This window comes from Streptomyces bicolor, from assembly GCF_000719285.1.
Lineage (GTDB): Bacteria > Actinomycetota > Actinomycetes > Streptomycetales > Streptomycetaceae > Streptomyces > Streptomyces bicolor.
On the sequence record NZ_JOFS01000006.1, the window covers coordinates 227828 to 243776 of the forward strand.

Annotated in this window: 15 protein-coding genes; 10 read left to right on the forward strand and 5 right to left on the reverse strand. The window is 71.1% G+C overall.

What is annotated here, in order from left to right:
• The first annotated feature begins 196 nt into the window (after positions 1-196).
• Both IF78_RS0109910 and IF78_RS0109915 read left to right on the forward strand, forming a co-directional pair.
• Entirely contained in the window at positions 197-1480 is a 1284-nt protein-coding gene (locus tag IF78_RS0109910) for an adenylosuccinate synthase (protein ID WP_031482760.1), read from the forward strand.
• A 156-nt stretch (positions 1481-1636) separates the two neighbouring features.
• Positions 1637-1927 carry a DUF3303 family protein gene (locus IF78_RS0109915; RefSeq protein WP_031482758.1) on the forward strand — a complete coding sequence of 97 codons (291 nt, stop codon included), beginning with the start codon at positions 1637-1639 and terminating at the stop codon, positions 1925-1927.
• Between the two features lie 9 nt (positions 1928-1936).
• Here the strand turns inward: IF78_RS0109915 and IF78_RS0109920 are convergent, their stop codons facing one another.
• From IF78_RS0109920 to IF78_RS0109935, 4 genes are all read right to left on the reverse strand, one after another.
• Positions 1937-2587 carry a phospholipase D-like domain-containing protein gene (locus IF78_RS0109920; protein WP_031482756.1) on the reverse strand — a complete coding sequence of 217 codons (651 nt, stop codon included), beginning with the start codon at positions 2585-2587 and terminating at the stop codon, positions 1937-1939.
• Between the two features lie 27 nt (positions 2588-2614).
• Complete coding sequence (locus tag IF78_RS0109925) at positions 2615-5254, reverse strand: dolichyl-phosphate beta-glucosyltransferase (RefSeq protein WP_078662369.1); 2640 nt, start codon at positions 5252-5254, stop codon at positions 2615-2617.
• Entirely contained in the window at positions 5251-5952 is a 702-nt protein-coding gene (locus IF78_RS0109930) for a GntR family transcriptional regulator (RefSeq protein WP_031482752.1), read from the reverse strand. The genes IF78_RS0109925 and IF78_RS0109930 overlap by 4 nt, the downstream gene beginning before the upstream one ends.
• A gap of 164 nt (positions 5953-6116) precedes the next feature.
• Positions 6117-7475 carry an aspartate aminotransferase family protein gene (locus IF78_RS0109935; RefSeq protein WP_031482750.1) on the reverse strand — a complete coding sequence of 453 codons (1359 nt, stop codon included), beginning with the start codon at positions 7473-7475 and terminating at the stop codon, positions 6117-6119.
• A 200-nt stretch (positions 7476-7675) separates the two neighbouring features.
• On the opposite strand from IF78_RS0109935, the gene IF78_RS0109940 reads away from it, so the two are divergent.
• From IF78_RS0109940 to IF78_RS0109965, 7 genes are all read left to right on the forward strand, one after another.
• The gene (locus IF78_RS0109940) at positions 7676-8296 is read left to right on the forward strand and encodes a type 1 glutamine amidotransferase family protein (protein ID WP_031482748.1); all 621 of its coding nucleotides are present in this window, start codon (positions 7676-7678) and stop codon (positions 8294-8296) included.
• Entirely contained in the window at positions 8293-8751 is a 459-nt protein-coding gene (locus IF78_RS0109945) for a MarR family winged helix-turn-helix transcriptional regulator (protein ID WP_031482747.1), read from the forward strand. Before IF78_RS0109940 ends, IF78_RS0109945 begins: the two co-directional genes overlap by 4 nt.
• A gap of 79 nt (positions 8752-8830) precedes the next feature.
• Positions 8831-10714 (forward strand): serine/threonine-protein kinase, encoded by a 1884-nt coding sequence (locus IF78_RS0109950; protein WP_031482745.1) that lies wholly within the window; start codon positions 8831-8833, stop codon positions 10712-10714.
• 57 nt (positions 10715-10771) lie between these two features.
• The gene (locus IF78_RS0109955) at positions 10772-12322 is read left to right on the forward strand and encodes a PstS family phosphate ABC transporter substrate-binding protein (protein ID WP_031482743.1); all 1551 of its coding nucleotides are present in this window, start codon (positions 10772-10774) and stop codon (positions 12320-12322) included.
• A gap of 94 nt (positions 12323-12416) precedes the next feature.
• The gene (locus IF78_RS49575) at positions 12417-12836 is read left to right on the forward strand and encodes a zinc-binding metallopeptidase family protein (RefSeq protein WP_234439834.1); all 420 of its coding nucleotides are present in this window, start codon (positions 12417-12419) and stop codon (positions 12834-12836) included.
• Positions 12833-13819, forward strand: coding sequence for a M28 family metallopeptidase (locus IF78_RS43470; protein ID WP_234439833.1), 987 nt, complete (start codon positions 12833-12835; stop codon positions 13817-13819). The genes IF78_RS49575 and IF78_RS43470 overlap by 4 nt, the downstream gene beginning before the upstream one ends.
• A 232-nt stretch (positions 13820-14051) precedes the next feature.
• Complete coding sequence (locus IF78_RS0109965) at positions 14052-14477, forward strand: VOC family protein (protein ID WP_031482740.1); 426 nt, start codon at positions 14052-14054, stop codon at positions 14475-14477.
• Positions 14478-14557: 80 nt separating this feature from the next.
• Here IF78_RS0109965 and IF78_RS0109970 read toward each other — a convergent pair whose 3' ends face one another.
• Positions 14558-15310 carry an SLATT domain-containing protein gene (locus IF78_RS0109970; protein ID WP_031482738.1) on the reverse strand — a complete coding sequence of 251 codons (753 nt, stop codon included), beginning with the start codon at positions 15308-15310 and terminating at the stop codon, positions 14558-14560.
• 293 nt (positions 15311-15603) lie between these two features.
• On the opposite strand from IF78_RS0109970, the gene IF78_RS0109975 reads away from it, so the two are divergent.
• Positions 15604-15945, forward strand: coding sequence for a YbaB/EbfC family nucleoid-associated protein (locus IF78_RS0109975; RefSeq protein ID WP_031482736.1), 342 nt, complete (start codon positions 15604-15606; stop codon positions 15943-15945).
• The last annotated feature ends 4 nt before the right edge of the window (positions 15946-15949 follow it).

Genomic DNA, 15949 nt, shown 5'->3' on the forward strand with positions numbered 1-15949 from the left:
CTCGCTTCCTCGGGTAGCATCTTTGTGCAAGAGCCCCTTGCGCTATTGCGCCAGGGGCTTCGTCTATTCCGGGGCCATCCGGTCCGACGGTTCGCGGCCAACGACGGTCGCGGTGCCGGTCGTGGAGCACGCGGCGGAAACCCTACGCGTGCTCCCCTGACCTTGGACATGCCCCGCCCGGAAGGGGTGTACGCGCGTGCCCGCACTTGTGCTGCTCGGTGCTCAGTGGGGTGACGAAGGCAAGGGAAAGGCGACGGACCTGCTAGGCGGATCCGTCGACTACGTGGTGCGCTACCAGGGCGGCAACAACGCCGGCCACACGGTAGTCGTGGGTGATCAGAAGTACGCCCTCCACCTGCTCCCTTCCGGAATCCTGTCCCCGGGGTGCACCCCGGTCATCGGCAACGGTGTCGTCGTCGACCCGTCGGTCCTGCTCTCCGAGCTGAGCGGTCTGAACGAGCGCGGCGTCGATACGTCCAAGCTCCTCATCAGCGGCAACGCTCACATCATCACGCCATACAACGTGACGGTGGACAAGGTGACGGAACGCTTCCTCGGAAAGCGGAAGATCGGCACGACCGGGCGCGGCATCGGCCCGACCTACGCCGACAAGATCAACCGCGTCGGCATCCGCGTCCAGGACCTCTACGACGAGTCGATCCTGGAGCAGAAGGTCGAAGCGGCCCTCGACGTCAAGAACCAGATCCTCACCAAGCTCTACAACCGCCGCGCGATCGCCGTCGAGCAGGTCGTGGAGGAGCTGCTGGGCTACGCCGAGAAGATCAGGCCGTACGTCGCCGACACGGTCCTGATCCTCAACCAGGCCCTGGAGGACGACAAGGTGGTCCTCTTCGAGGGCGGCCAGGGCACCCTCCTCGACATCGACCACGGCACCTATCCCTTCGTCACGTCCTCCAACCCGACCGCGGGCGGTGCGTGCACGGGCGCGGGCGTGGGTCCGACGAAGATCAGCCGCGTGATCGGCATCCTGAAGGCGTACACCACCCGCGTCGGCGCCGGGCCGTTCCCGACCGAGCTCTTCGACGAGGACGGCGAGGCGCTGCGCCGCATCGGCGGTGAGCGGGGTGTCACCACCGGCCGTGACCGGCGCTGCGGCTGGTTCGACGCGGTGATCGCCCGCTACGCCACCCGAGTCAACGGCCTGACCGACTTCTTCCTCACCAAGCTGGACGTCCTGACCGGCTGGGAGGAGATCCCGGTCTGCGTGGCGTACGAGATCGACGGCAAGCGCGTCGAGGAACTCCCGTACTCCCAGTCCGACTTCCACCACGCCAAGCCGGTCTACGAGACCCTGCCCGGCTGGTCCGAGGACATCACGTCGGCCAAGTCCTTCTCCGACCTGCCGAAGAACGCCCAGAGCTACGTCAAGGCGCTGGAGGAGATGTCCGGCGCGCCGATCTCCGCGATCGGTGTGGGACCGGGCCGGGACGAGACGATCGAGATCAACTCGTTCCTGTGAGCTGAGGCTCCGGTGAACTGAAAGGGGCGCCCCGGCGGGGCGCCCCTTTTGGTGGCTCCTTCTGATGGCTTCTCCTGATGGAGCAGTGAGCGAGCGAAGTGCGCATACCGCCCATAGCGTGAGGCCGTACGGAGCGATCAGAGAAAGGCGAACCTCATGCGCGTGCTGCTTCAGGCCCATGTCGACACGGAGAAGGCGAACGAAGTCATCCGCAGCGGCAAGATGCCCCAGGTCATGCAGGAGATCATGGAGGCGTTCAAGCCGGAGGCCTCCTACTTCGGCCCCGACAACGGGGTCCGCACGATGTTCCTGGTCTTCGACATGCAGGACTCGTCACAGCTGCCGCCGCTCACCGAGCAGCTCTTCCAGAACTTCGGCGCCAGGGTGGACTACACGCCGGTGATGAACTTCGAGGACCTGCAGAAGGGGCTGTCCCAGATCCGGTGAGTGCTCGCATCAGCTGAAGACGATCATCGACCCCTGCGCCAGACTCCGCGTCGCCGCCGCGTGCAGCCCGAGCCACACATGCCGTTCGCGGGCGAAGGGGCTCGGGTCGTAGGGGGCGGGGACCGCCGGTTCCTCCAGGGCCGTGGGCGCGAGCGGGGGCTGGGGGGCCGCCGGAGGGTTGGCCGGGTCGATGCCGATCACCGGGGCCACGAACTCCAGCTCGCGCAGGAGTGACTGGGAGGAGCCCAACGGGCCGCCGCCCGCCAGGAGTTCGTCGCTGGAGAGCGGGGCCGGGAAGTCGACGGGGACGTAGGCGCCCGCGTGGTCGTAGTGCCAGACCAGGTGCGACTGCTTGGCCGTCGCCTCGAACATCTCCAGGAGCTGCTCGTAGTCGCCGCCCAGTTCGTCGACCGGAGTCACCGGGAGCTGACAGACCTGGAGCAGGTACGCGCGGCGCAGGAAGTGCAGCGCGTCGTAGTCGAAGCCCGCGACCGGGGCGACGTCGCCGGACAGGCCCGGCATGTACTGGTACACCGGCACCGGCGGCAGCCCGGCCTCGGCGAGCACGTTGTTGTATTGCGCGAGTTCCTCGGCGAACGGGTTGTCGGGGGTGTGGCACAACACGTCGACGAGCGGTACCAGCCACAGGTCACAGGCCAAAAGAGGGCTCCTCACATAGCACAGTGGTCAGGGAAGGGTAATGGGTGCGGGCCGGGGGCGGACCCCTTGTGCGGGGTCATCGTCTTGATACGAGTTCATGGGACTGGGTCCCTGAGCGAGCCCCGGCTCGTGCAGGTCCCATACCCACACTCCGCCGACCCACCTACCCGGCCCGCCCACCAGCTTCTCCACGGTCTCACGCAGCGCCCCGTCGTTCGGCTGCGGGGCCAGCACCAGCACGCCCGCCTTCCAGTACGCCAGATCCGCCCGCGCCTGCTCCCGCCAGGACTCGACGATCGGCGGGACCTCGCCCGAGTCGCGCACCTCGCGCAGCAGGTTGGAGGTGAAACGGGGCTCGGCGCCGTAGATGCCGATCCGCTCGTCGCCGTAGGGGCCGTTGAAGTAGCCGCCCGCCAGCCTGAATCCGAGGCCGGCCTCGGTCTGCCAGTGCAGCGCCTCCGCGTCCCCGGGGTCGGGCAACGGCACCGCCACGAGTGACTCGCCCTCGCGGACGTACGACTTCCAGGTCCCGTCCGCGATGAAGGCGGGCACGTCGACGCGGTCGACCGCCCTCAGCGGGGCCGGGACGAGGGGAAGCAGGGCGAGGCCGACGCCCAGCAGGCCGATGCAGCGGGTGGGCAGGGGGCGGGTGGCGAGCAGCCGGTCCACGGCGAGCGCGAGCAGCATGCCCAGCGCCGGAGCGCAGATCATCGCGACCCGGCTCTCGATGACCGCCTCGAAGAGCGGTCTGTCGGCGAGGAGTGTCCAGGGCCCGGGGAGGGTCGTGCCGGTGAGCGGGATGCGGAACTCCCGCCCGAGGGACAGGAACGCGGCGGCCACGGCCGTGAACGCCAGCGCCTTGACCAGGGCCTGTCGCCACAGCCGTACGAGAATCGCGAAGGCGAGGAGGACCAGGGGCCAGCCGTAGAAGGCGTTCTGTTCGGTGGTGTTGAAGGACAGGGCGTTCGCCGTCTCCGCGTCGCCCGCGAGCCAGGAGCGCTCGGCGAAGGAGAGCAGGGCGAGGGGGCTGTTGAAGGAGCGGGGGTTGTGCTCGATGTCGGTGTAGCTCCGCGGGCCGGAGAACTGCCAGACCAGCGGGTAGACGACGATCGGGAGGCAGACGGAGGCGCCGATGAGGAGGCCTCTGAGGAGCGGCCGCCAGGAGTCCCGGGCCGTGTCCCGGCGTACGGCGGCGTAGGCGGCGGCGAAGAGCAGCATGCCCAGCGCCGCCAGCAGCAGCGGCTCCTCGCCGAGGAAGACCTGGTACGCCGCCATCAGGCCCAGGACCACCCCGTCCCGGACGACCCGGGTGCCCGCGCACAGGCGCAGGGCGCGGTCGATGATCAGCGGGATCATGAAGAGGACCACGAAGTTCGGGTGCGCGTGGGCGTGGCTGACCATGGGCGGGGCGAAGGCGGCCAGGGACGCGCCCAGGAAGGCCGCGATCCGGCCGGGTACGACGTACTTGACGATCAGCCGGTACCAGGCGGCCGCGGTGGCGGCGAGGCCCAGCGTCATGACCAGGCTGAGGGTGACCGCGGGGCCGGCGGTCAGGGTGAGGGGCGTGAGGGGGACGGAGAGGCCCAGCATGACCGTGTTGGCCATGAGGTTGACGCCGTCGGGGAAGCCCTGGAGGTCGGTGAAGAGCGGGTTGCGGAAGTGGGCGACGTTGTCGGCGGTGACCGCGAAGAACCACTCCCACTGGTTCTGGTCGCGCAGGGAGTCGGGGAGGTAGCGGTGGGCCGGGTCGAAGAAGCGGGCGGAGTACAGGGCCACCGACATCAGGAGGAAGAGGAAGGCGGCGAAGACGTCGGCGGGGCGCAGGGAGCGCACGGCTATGCGGGCGATCTCGGTGAGGGTGCGGGCGTAGTCCAGCGGTGCGATCTTCGAGCCGGGCCGGTGGGACCAGCGGACGGGGACCTCGGCGATGGGCAGGCCCGCGCTGTGCAGGTGCCGCAACACCTCGACGTCGATGGCCCAGCCGTTGACGCGGGAGGCGGCGTAGGCCTCGCGGGCGCGGTCGCCGTCGTAGAGCTTGAAGCCGCACTGGGTGTCGCGGATGCCGGGGAGGGCGGTACGGCGTATGAGCAGGTTCCCCGCGCGGCCCAGGAGTTCGCGCAGCCGGTGCTGGCGGTCGCCGATCGTGGCGCCGGGGACCGAACGGGAGCCGATCGCCGCGCAGTTGCCCTCGGTGAGTGCCTTGTCGAGCCGTTCCAGCTCCTCGATCGGCGTCGCGAGATCGGCGTCCGTGACGAGCACGCGACGGCCGCGGCTGGCTGCCACACCGAGGCGGAGGGCGTGGCCCTTGCCGCGGTTGCGGGGGGTGGTGACGAGGTGGATACGGGGGTTGTGGTGCCGGCGTTCGGTGACGAGGGCGCGGGTGGCGTCGGTGGAGCCGTCGTCGGCTACGACGATCTCCCAGTCGGGCCAGCGGGTGTTGCCGGTGGTGAGGTGGTCGGTGAGGGCGTCGAGGGTGTGGGCGAGGCGGTGTTCCTCGTTGTAGGCGGGGATGACGACCGAGAGGTCGGGGGTGTCCGGGACGTCGGGGACATCGGGGAGGCCGGGGACATCGGGGAGGCCGGGGACATCGGGGAGGCCGGGGAGTTCCGGGAGGCCGGGTAAGTCGGTGAGGTCGGGGGTGTCCGGCAGTTCCCGCTCGTGGGTCATCCCGAGGCCAGCCGCTCGATCAGGGCGAGGGAGTCCGCGTCGTGGGCCGCGATGATCGCGCGGGCCGTGGGCAGGTCGCGGCGCATCAGGGCGTCGACCAGGTCGGTGTGCCGGGACCACAGGTGGCCGCGCAGGTCGTCGACGCGGCGCAGGTGCTGGACGGCGCAGACCCAGGCCTGGACGCGCAGCCGGTGCAGGAAGTCGGCGAGGTAGGGGTTGCCGAAGAGGGCACCGAGTTCGCGCCAGAAGCGCAGGTCGTAGCCGATCAGCACGGTGAGGTCGCCGGCGGTGGCGGCGCGCTGGGCCTCCTCGGCGCGGCGGCGTACGCCGAGCACGGCGGCGTGGACGCGGGGGTTGTCGGGGTCCCGGTGGCCCGAGTGGTCGGTGGCGAGGACCTGGAACATGCCGGTGGTGACCAGGCCGCGGGCCTCGATGATGCCGCGGTAGTCCGCCACGGAGTACTCGTGGACGCGGAAGCCGCGGTGCTGGTCGGCCTCCAGGAGGCCCTGCGCGGAGAGATCGACGAGGGCCTCGCGCACGGGGGTCGCGGAGACGCCGTACTGCTCGGCGATCTCCTTGACGGTGAACTCTCTGCCCGCCTGCAGCCGTCCGGCCAGCACCTCGTCCCGCAGGGCGTCCGCGAGCTGCTGCCGCAGGGTGCTCCGGGTCACGGAGCCGTTGCCGCCGGTGCCGGGCATGGTCGGGGCGTCTCCCGTCGTCGCGATGAGGTGGCGTGCGCGTATATGTCTACGAGCACGCCACCTTACGCGTTCGGGGTCTGCGGGACGTTTCTGCGTTCGCCGGGATCTTTCTCGCCCCCGCCGCGGGCGGAGACAAGCGGCCGGCATCACAGAGGTGGCTCCTATTCCGTGTACTCGTCCGCCACAGCCAGCGCGGCGTCCAGTACCGCCAGCCCCTCCTTCAGCTCCGCCTCGCTCACGTTGCACGGCGGCACGACATGGGTGCGGTTCATGTTCACGAACGGCCAGATTCCCCCGGCCTTCGCGGCGGCGCCGAACGCCGTCATCGCCGCGTTCGCCTCGCCGGACGCGTTGTACGGCACCAGTGGCTCACGCGTCTGGCGGTTCTTCACCAGCTCCAGAGCCCAGAACATTCCGACACCACGCACCTCGCCGACGCACGGATGCCGCTCCGCCAGCTCCCGCAGCCCCGGCCCGACCACCTCGGCGCCCAGCCGGGCGGCGTTCTCGACGACGCCCTCCTCGGCCATGACCTGGATCGTCGCGACGGCGGCCGCACAGGCCAGCGGGTGCCCGGAGTAGGTCAGGCCGCCCGGGTAGGGGCGCTTGGCGAACGTCTGCGCGATGGCCCCGGAGATCGCCACACCGCCCAGCGGGACGTACCCGGAGTTCACGCCCTTCGCGAAGGTCATCAGGTCGGGCGTCACATCGAAGAGGTCCGCCGCGAACCACTGCCCGGTCCGCCCGAACCCCGCCATGACCTCGTCGAGGACGAAGACGATCCCGTACTTGTCGCAGATCTCCCGCACCCCGGCGAGGTAACCGGCCGGCGGCACCATGATCCCGGCGGTTCCGGGCACCGTCTCCAGGATGATCGCGGCGACGGTCGACGGCCCCTCGAAGGCGATCGTCGTCTCCAGATGCTCCAGCGCCCGCGCGCACTCCTGCTCCTCGGTCTCCGCGTAGAACCGGGACCGGTAGAGGAAGGGCGCCCAGAAGTGCACGACACCGGCCGCCGCGCTGTCGGTGGCCCAGCGGCGCGGGTCACCGGTGATGTTCACGGCCTGCTGGGTGCCGCCGTGGTACGAGCGGTACGCCGAGAGCACCTTCGGGCGCCCGGTGTGCAGCCGCGCCATCCGCACGGCGTGCTCCACCGCGTCCGCGCCGCCGTTGGTGAAGAAGATCTTGTCCAGGTCGCCGGGCGTCCGCTCGGCGATCAGCCGCGCCGCCTCCGACCGCGCCTCGACGGCGAACGCGGGCGCGAAGGTCGTCATCCGCGCGGCCTGCTCCTGTATCGCGGCGACGACCTTCGGGTGCTGGTAGCCGATGTTGGTGTAGACGAGCCCACTGGTGAAGTCCAGGTAGCGCCGGCCGTCGTAGTCCCAGAAGTACGACCCCTCCGCACCGGCGACGGCGAGCGGGTCGATGAGCTCCTGCGCGGACCAGGAGTGGAACACATGCGCACGGTCCGTGGTCTTCACGGCGGCGCCGGCCTCGGGATCTGCCTGATGAGGGGTCATGCGGGCGAGCGTAGGAGCGCGGGGGGTGGGCGAGGTATCGGCGTCATGTCTGCGGTCGGGGGGTTTCCGCGACAGGTTGTCGACAGGGGGTGCGCGGCGGAATGGGCAGGCAGCACGGCAGCACCCGTGTATTGACAGGAAGCTGTCCAAATGACAGGATATTGTCATCTTCGGAAGGTCCGGGATGACCAGGAGGAATCATGAGCAAGCCCGTGCACCTCGCCGCCTACGACACCTACGCCGACTGGGAGACCGGTCACGCCACCGCCCACCTCGCGCGCGCCGGGTACGAGATCCGCACCGTCGGCCCGACCGCCGAGCCCGTCCGCAGCATCGGCGGGCTGCGCGTCCAGCCCGACCTCGCCCTAGACGACGTACGGCCCGATGACAGCGCGCTGCTGATCCTCCCGGGCGCCGACCTCTGGGACACGTCCGACGACCTCGCGCCCTTCGCCCGCAAGGCGCGCGAGTTCCTCGACGCCGGCGTGCCCGTCGCCGCGATCTGCGGGGCCACCGCCGGGCTGGCCCGCGAGGGACTGCTGGACGACCGTGCCCACACCAGCGCCGTCTCCTTCTACCTCGCGGCCACCGGCTACGGCGGCGGCGAGCGGTACGTCGACGCCGATGCCGTCACCGACGCCGGCGACGGAAGCGACGGCGCGCTGATCACCGCCGGGCCGACCGAGCCCGTCGCCTTCGCCCGGGAGATCTTCCGGCTCCTCGGGGTGTACGAGGGTGAGGTGCTGGACGCCTGGTACCGGCTGTTCCACGACTCCGACGCGGAGGCGTACGCCGTGCTCGAGAAGGCGGGGGCGGCGTGAGCCGGGAGCGGCAGGCTCTGCTCAGCGGCGGCGCGCTCGGGGTCTTCCGGCTCAACGGCCAGTTCCTCGCGGTCGCCGAGGAGCTGGCCCGGCCGGCCGGGCTGACGGCGGCCTGGTGGCAGGTGCTGGGCGCGGTGCTCGGCGAGCCCCTGCCCGTCGCGGGCGTCGCCCGGGCCATGGGCATCACCCGGCAGAGCGTGCAGCGCATCGCCGACCTGCTGGTCGACAAGGGGCTGGCCGAGTACCGGCCCAACCCCGCCCACCGCCGCGCGAAACTCCTCGCGCCGACCGAGGAGGGGCGCGCGGCGGTCTCCCGGATCGACCCCGGCCACGCGGCCTTCGCGGACCGGCTGGCGGAGGCTTTCGGGGAGGCGGAACTCGCCGATGCCGTAAAGGTTCTGGAACGGTTGTCGAAGGTGCTCGACGACCTCGGCGTTCCTGTTACGGAACCGTAGGCGCCGACCTGCTCACCTCCCCAAATGCCGCACTATCGTGGGGCCGACGCATTGGCGGGGGCTGGTTGGGGGGCGTGCGATGGGGAAGCAGGGGTCGGGAGATCCGCTGGGGGTCCCCTCAGGCGATCAGCACTGGGGGAGCATCGGGGCGTACCGGCTGCTGGCGCGGCTGGGCGCGGGCGGCATGGGGGATGTGTATCTCGCCCGGTCGGACCGTGGCCGTACCGTCGCCGTGAAGCTCGTACGGCGTGAGCTCGCCGCCCAGGAGGAGTTCCGGGCCCGCTTCCGGCGGGAGGTGCATGCGGCGCGGCGGGTCGGCGGGTTCTGGACCGCGCCGGTGCTCGACGCGGACACCGAGGCCGAGGTGCCCTGGGTGGCCACCGGGTATGTCGCCGGGCCCAGCCTCCAGCAGGTGGTCGGGCACGACCACGGGGCGCTGCCCGAGCGTTCGGTGCGGATCCTGGCCGCGGGGCTGGCGCACGCGCTCAGGGACATCCATGCCGCCGGGATCGTGCACCGGGACCTGAAGCCGTCCAACGTGCTGGTCACCATCGACGGGCCCCGCGTCATCGACTTCGGAATCGCCCGGGCGCTGGAGACGGTCGACGAGAGCGGGCTCACGCGGACGGGCGCGCTCGTCGGGTCGCCGGGGTTCATGGCGCCCGAGCAGGTGCGCGGCGACCGGATCACGCCCGCCTGCGACGTGTTCTGCCTGGGCTCGGTGCTCGCGTACGCCGCGACCGGCAGGCTGCCCTTCGGCTCCGTCGACAGCGGCGCCCACGCCGTGATGTTCCGGATCGCCCAGGAGGAACCCGATCTGGAGGGGGTTCCCGAGGGGATCGCCGAGCTGGTCCGGGACTGTCTGCGCAAGGACCCCGGCGCCCGGCCGACGCTGGACCGGATCCTGGAACGTACGGGGGCCGAGGACACCGTCTCGGACGGGCGGTCCCGGGACCCCTGGCTGCCGAGTGCGCTGGTGGCACAGTTGGGGCGGCATGCGGTGCGGTTGCTGGACGCGGAGGATCCGGCCATGGAGCCGACTCCCGCCGCCTCCCCCGAGCACGCTCCCGCGGCCGGCGTGACACCGCCGGACCAGCTCCCCACCATCGCCGCCACGCAGAACGGCCAGACCTCCCCGCAGCAGCACCCGCAGCAGCCGGCGTACGGCTACCCACCGTCCGGCCCGACCGCGCCGCCACCGTCCGGCCCGACCCCACCGGCCGCCGGGCCCGCGCCGTACGTTCCCCTCTTCGGCCCGAACTCGCCGCCCGGTCCGCCTCCGTCGTTCGGTCCGAGTCCGTCGCACGGCTCCACCACTCCGCCGTACGGCCCCACCCCGCCCTACGACCCACCCCTGCCCTACCTCCCCACCACCCCACCCGAGCCGTCCCACCGCAGCGGCCGCTCCACGGTGGTGCTCGTCCTCATCGCACTCGTCGTCGCGCTCGCGGCCGGTGGCTCGGTGTACGCCCTCATGAACGGCGGCGGTGACGACCGGGCCGGCGGTGATCCGACCGCCACCCCGACCGTCACCACGACCACCGGCGACCCCACCACCGATCCCGCCACCACCGGCCCCACTTCGTCCCCGGGCACCTCCGCGCCGACGGACGGAGTGATTCCCACCGAGTACCTCGGCACCTGGACGGCTTCGATCGACAACAGCGCCGGCGCCAACACCCGAAGCCTGACCATCCGGCAGGGCGAGGTGGGTGACACGGTCCTGTCGCTCGTCGCCGAGGGGCCCGCCGGCACCGGCACCTACCACTGCGAGTTCGAGGCGGCCCTCTCCGAAGCACCCGGCGCTGACGGCCCGTTGGTGATCGGCCCGTCCACGGTGACGGCAGGCGAGCCACCCACCTGCTCGCCGGGCGAGGCCACCGAGATCACGCTGCTCCCGGACGGCAGCCTGGAGCGCGTGAACACGAGCAGCGGGCAGAAGCTGACGTACACCAGGCAGTAACCCCAAGTACCCGTCCGCGTAAGGCCGTTGAGATCACGGCGAGCCTACTGTGACTCGATGGAGTGGCTGAGCGCGGAGAACGTCGTGGCCGTCGGCACCGCGGTGCTCGGCGTCGTCGCGTCCGGTGTCATGGTCTGGTACGAGCGGCGGGTGCCGCGCAAGAAGCGCATCGGCTACCGCGTCCAGATGGACAACCCCATAGGCGACGACGTGCGTTCGGGCCGGGCCAACGTCCGGCTCGGCCTGTTCGACGCGGACATGGACGACGCGACCCTCGTGCTGCTGCGCGTCGAGAACGACGGCTCGCAGAGCATCGACCGCGACGACTACACCGGCCCCGAACCCCACGGTCTCACCGCGGTGTTCACCGACCGCACCATCCGGGGTGTCTCGGTCACGCAGCCGACCGACATCGACCACCTGATGGACCACTTCACCACGCAACGGGGCTTCGGCTACGAGGACAACCGGCTGCGCATCCCGCGCGTCCCGCTCAACCCCGGCGACCACTTCAAGCTGCTGGTGATGCTGTCCGGCGGTGACGTGGGCTGCGACATCCGGGTGCGCGGCGGCATCCGGGGCGGCGAGGTGCACCCCAACCGCAGCGCGACGCCGGACGACAAGGCGCCGGTGTTCAGCCTTCCGGCCAGGATCTTCACCGGACTGCTCACCCTCTCCGTGCTGGCCCTCGCGGGCATCGTCGTCTTCCGTGACGGCAACCCGATCGAATGCGAGCAGGGCGAGCTGACGGTGATCGGCTCGACCGCCTTCGCGCCGGTGATCGAGACCCTGGAGAAGAGTTACGAGCGCAAGTGCGCGGGCGCCGAGATCGACGTCGAGACGCGCGGCAGCGAGGCGGGCGTCGCCGAACTGGCCGCTCTGGGCGACCGGTCGAAGTCGGGGGCACGGTCGGTGATCGCGTTCTCCGACGGCCCGCTGGGCGACCGGCTGGGCCTGAAGGGGAAGAAGGTCGCGCTGTCCGTCTTCACCCTCGTCGTCAACGACGGGATCGACCTCGGGCCGCGGGGCCTGACGGTGCAGCAGGTGCGGGACCTCTACAAGGGCAGGTACAAGCGCTGGGGCGAGCTGATCCCCGGCGCCGACAAGGCGATCGCCGACCTGCCCGTCGTCCTCGTCAGCCGGAGCGACAGCTCGGGGACACGGCAGGTCTTCCAGGACCGGGTGCTCGGTCAGTGGGAGCAGGCACAGAGCACGTCACTGGACTGCCGGCCGCCCGGGGGCGAGGTCACCGTGGTGACGCGCTGCGAACTCGCCGGCACGAGCGAGGTCCTGGACACGGTCGCCGGTCAGCCCGGCGCCATCGGGTACAGCGAGCTGGGTGTCGCCGCCCGGCACAAGGGCGTGCGGACGGTGGCGCTCGACGGGGACCGCGCGAACGTGGACGAGATCGAGCGCGGCGACAGCGCCTATCCGTACCGCGACATCGAGTACGCCTACACCTACGGGGCGGCGCCCGACGACTCCCTCACGGCCGGGTTCCTCGCCTACCTCGACAAGGAGAGCAGTCAGCGGGTGATCCGCACGCAGGGGCATCTGCCGTGCGGGACGCCGGTGGGGCTGAAGTTGTGTGGGGACGCGGGCAGTTGAGGTGACGGCCCGCCGACGAGGTCCCCTTGCCGTTTGTTGCCATGTCCACAACCATTGCGAGGGTCGGCCGGCATCATCAGCCCCGGGAGGACACATGCGCCGCAGCCCCACCAGAAGGACGGTCCTGGCGGCTACGGCGGCGAGCGCGGCGGCGTTGACGACGACCGGCCCGGCAGAGGCGGCACCGGCATCGGCGAACCACCCTCCCGCGACCGCCCAGCGCCCCAGCCGCGAACTGCGCGCCCTGCTCCGCGAGATCGACCCCGCCCGCATCGAGGCCACGGTCCGTGAACTGGTCTCCTTCGGCACCCGACACACCCTCTCCGTCCAGGACGACCCCGCGCGAGGCATCGGCGCGGCCCGTGACTGGCTGGCGGCGGAACTGAGGTCGTACGCGGCGGCCTCCGGCGGCCGGATGACGGTGGAACTCCAGTCGTACGTCCAGGAACCGGCCCCGCGCATCCCCACGGCGACCCGCATCACCAACGTGATCGCGACGCTCCGCGGGCGGTGACGCCCGACCGCGTCTACGTCGTCGCCGGCCACTACGACTCCCGCGTCACCGACGTCATGGACGCCACCTCCGACGCGCCGGGCGCGGACGACGACGCGTCCGGTGTTGCCGTCGTGCTGGAGCTGGCCCGGGTGATGGCGGGACGCCGCCCGGCGTCGACGATCGTGTTCGCGGCGGTGGCGGGGGAGGAGCAGGGGCTGTACGGATCGGCGTACATGGCACAACGGTTGAAGGCGGCGGGCGCGGATGTGCAGGGCATGTTCACGAACGACATAGTCGGCAGCTCGACGGCGGACGACGGCACCCGCGACCCGTACACGATCCGCCTGTTCGCCGAGGGCGTCCCGTCGTCCGAGACCCCCGAACAGGCGGCGATCCGCCGCTCGGTGGGCGGCGAGAACGACTCGGCGACACGCCAACTGGCGAGGTTCGTACGGGATGTGGCCGAGAACGACGCGACAGGCATGCGGGTCCGCGTCATCTACCGCCGAGACCGCTACCGCCGGGGCGGCGACCACATCCCGTTCCTCGAACGCGGCTACCCGGCCGCCCGCTTCACCGAGCCGGCCGAGGACTTCGCCCACCAGCACCAGGACGTCCGCGTCGACGAGACCGGCAGGCAGTACGGCGATCTGCCGGAGTTCTGCGACTTCGACTTCACGGCGCGGGTGGCCAAGGTCAACGCGGCGGCCCTGTGGACCCTCGCCCAGGCCCCGGGCACCCCGACCGGCGCCAGGATCATCACCACCGACCTCACCAACGCCACCCGCCTGGTGTGGACCAGGGGCACGGAACCCGACCTCACCGGCTACGAGATCGTCTGGCGCGAGACGACGTCCCCGGACTGGACCCACGTCGTACCGGTGGGCGACGTGACGACCCACGAGGTGGACCTGTCCAAGGACAACGTGTTCTTCGGGGTGCGGGCGGTGAACCGGGCGGGTCTGCGCAGCCCGGTGGCCTTCCCGGCTCCGCAGGCGTAGGCGATCCGGTCCGGTGGCGGTGCGGCGCGAAAACGGCTTTGCCCCGGCCCGTGGTGGTCACTAGTGTCGGCCGGGTGACTGCCGGGTCGGCCATGGGCCATGCACGAGTGGGGCTCCCGGCCTCGGCGTGAGCGCGAGGCGGGCGAGAGGCCCGCCCCTTCTCCGCGTCCTTCCCGTCCGATGGAACCCAAGCCCCGTCCCGATGGAACCCAAGACCGGAGTCACCTCACTGATGTCCCATGACCAGCCGCACGCGCACGGATCCAGCCCCGCGACAGACACCGTCCAGCTGAACCACACCGCCGTCTACGCAAGCGACCGGCAGCTGTCCGCCGAGTTCATCGCCGCGATCCTTGGCCTCGGGGTCGGCGCCCCGTTCGGGCCGTTCCTGCCCGTCGACCTCGGCAACGGCGTGACGCTCGACTACTACGAGACGGACGAGCCGATCCAGTCCCAGCACTACGCCTTCCTCGTGCCCGACGAGCAGTTCGACGGCATGATCGCCCGCCTGGAGGCCGTCGGGGTCACCTACTACGCCGACCCGAGCCACACCGAACCCGGCCGGATCAACCGGCTGTTCGGCGGCCGAGGCGCCTACTTCGACGACCCGGACGGCCACAACATGGAGATCATGACCCGGCCTTACGTCCGCCCCTAGCAGGCCTTACGTCCGCCTCTAGGGCTCCTTCGACCGGCAGCGGTCCGCCGGGCGCCGGGTCTCCCCGGCCGAGTGGCCCCTCACCGCACCTCGGGCGGCCGCTGCCGGGGCATGTTCGGCCGTGTTCCATTCGTCGGCGGCACTCCGAACCGCCCCAGTACCGCCCCCGCGTCCGGCCGGCTGCCGCCGGTCACCGCCGACTGGATCCCCAGGGGCGCGGACCCGGTCCGGAACTCCACCATCCAGTCCGCCGTCTCCGCCCGCACCAGCTCGGTCACGTCCTCGCAGAACCGCCGCAACACTCCCAGGCACCGCTCCGCCGCCTCACCGGCCGTCCCCTCCGCCGGGCCCAGAACCTCCCGGACACACTCCGTCGCCCAGTCGAACTGCAACATCTGCAGTCGCCGCTGCACCGCCTGCGCCGTGGCGACGTCCCTTATCCACCCGGAGGTCACCCCGAAGAACCGGTCGGCCGCCAGACAGGCCACGCCCAGCAGCAGTGAGAGATACCCCCACGGCGCCGTCCCGCCCGCCACCCCCGTCAGATCCAGCAGCGGCAACGCCGCCCCCACGACCGCCCCCACCGCGGCCCCGCCCCGCAACGCCTGGGCCCCGCGCCGCTTCCACACCCGGTCCGCGAGATACCACGCGGCCGTGTTCAGCGCCCCCCGCTCCACCCACCGGTACAACTCGTCCAGCCGCACCGCCGGCTCTCCCCAGTCACCGTGCGGAAAGGCCCGCCCCGTCAGATCACCCGGCCGCAGTCCGGCCGCCCCTTCGCCGCCCCGCCTGTCCTTCGGCGACCTGTCGGGCTGCATTTCCGGCTGACCCACCCGGCACTCCCTACTGTCACGGTGCGTGACATCACGTACGACCTGCGACGTGGATGCGACCCCCGCAGCGCACGGAACGTCACGCAACACCTGAGGCTGACGCGCCGGACCCTTCCTACCGCCCAATGGGTGGCGAAGAAATGCGTTTCGCCTCTTTTCCGCCCGGAAGTGGGTCTTGATCAGGTATAGGACTCCAGTTCCTCTCACTCGAAAGAGTGCTGGGGCGACGGCCCCGCCGACCACGTAGGCTCGTGCTGAACGGGAAAGCCGTACAGAGGCACAAGGAGCTGATCGTGATCCCCGGTGGTGGCCAGCCCAACATGCAGCAGCTGCTCCAGCAGGCCCAGAAGATGCAGCAGGATCTGCAGCGGGCACAGGAGGAACTGGCGCAGACCGAGGTCGACGGGCAGGCGGGCGGCGGCCTGGTGAAGGCCACCGTCACCGGCTCCGGCGAGCTCCGGGCGCTGCGGATCGACCCGAAGGCGGTGGACCCGGAGGACACCGAGACCCTCGCCGACCTGATCATCGCGGCCGTACAGGCGGCCAACGAGAACGCGCAGACGCTCCAGCAGCAGAAGCTCGGCCCGCTGGCCCAGGGTCTGGGCGGCAGCGGCATCCCGGGCCTGCCGTTCTGACGGT

Coding starts and splice junctions, on each gene's coding strand:
- IF78_RS0109915 (WP_031482758.1), top strand. CDS start 1,637: ATGCGCGTGCTGCTTCAGGCCCATGTCGACACGGAGAAGGCGAACGAA.
- IF78_RS0109925 (WP_078662369.1), bottom strand. CDS start 5,254: ATGACCCACGAGCGGGAACTGCCGGACACCCCCGACCTCACCGACTTA.
- IF78_RS0109935 (WP_031482750.1), bottom strand. CDS start 7,475: ATGACCCCTCATCAGGCAGATCCCGAGGCCGGCGCCGCCGTGAAGACC.
- IF78_RS0109950 (WP_031482745.1), top strand. CDS start 8,831: ATGGGGAAGCAGGGGTCGGGAGATCCGCTGGGGGTCCCCTCAGGCGAT.
- IF78_RS0109965 (WP_031482740.1), top strand. CDS start 14,052: ATGTCCCATGACCAGCCGCACGCGCACGGATCCAGCCCCGCGACAGAC.
- IF78_RS0109955 (WP_031482743.1), top strand. CDS start 10,772: ATGGAGTGGCTGAGCGCGGAGAACGTCGTGGCCGTCGGCACCGCGGTG.
- IF78_RS0109940 (WP_031482748.1), top strand. CDS start 7,676: ATGAGCAAGCCCGTGCACCTCGCCGCCTACGACACCTACGCCGACTGG.
- IF78_RS0109930 (WP_031482752.1), bottom strand. CDS start 5,952: ATGCCCGGCACCGGCGGCAACGGCTCCGTGACCCGGAGCACCCTGCGG.
- IF78_RS49575 (WP_234439834.1), top strand. CDS start 12,417: ATGCGCCGCAGCCCCACCAGAAGGACGGTCCTGGCGGCTACGGCGGCG.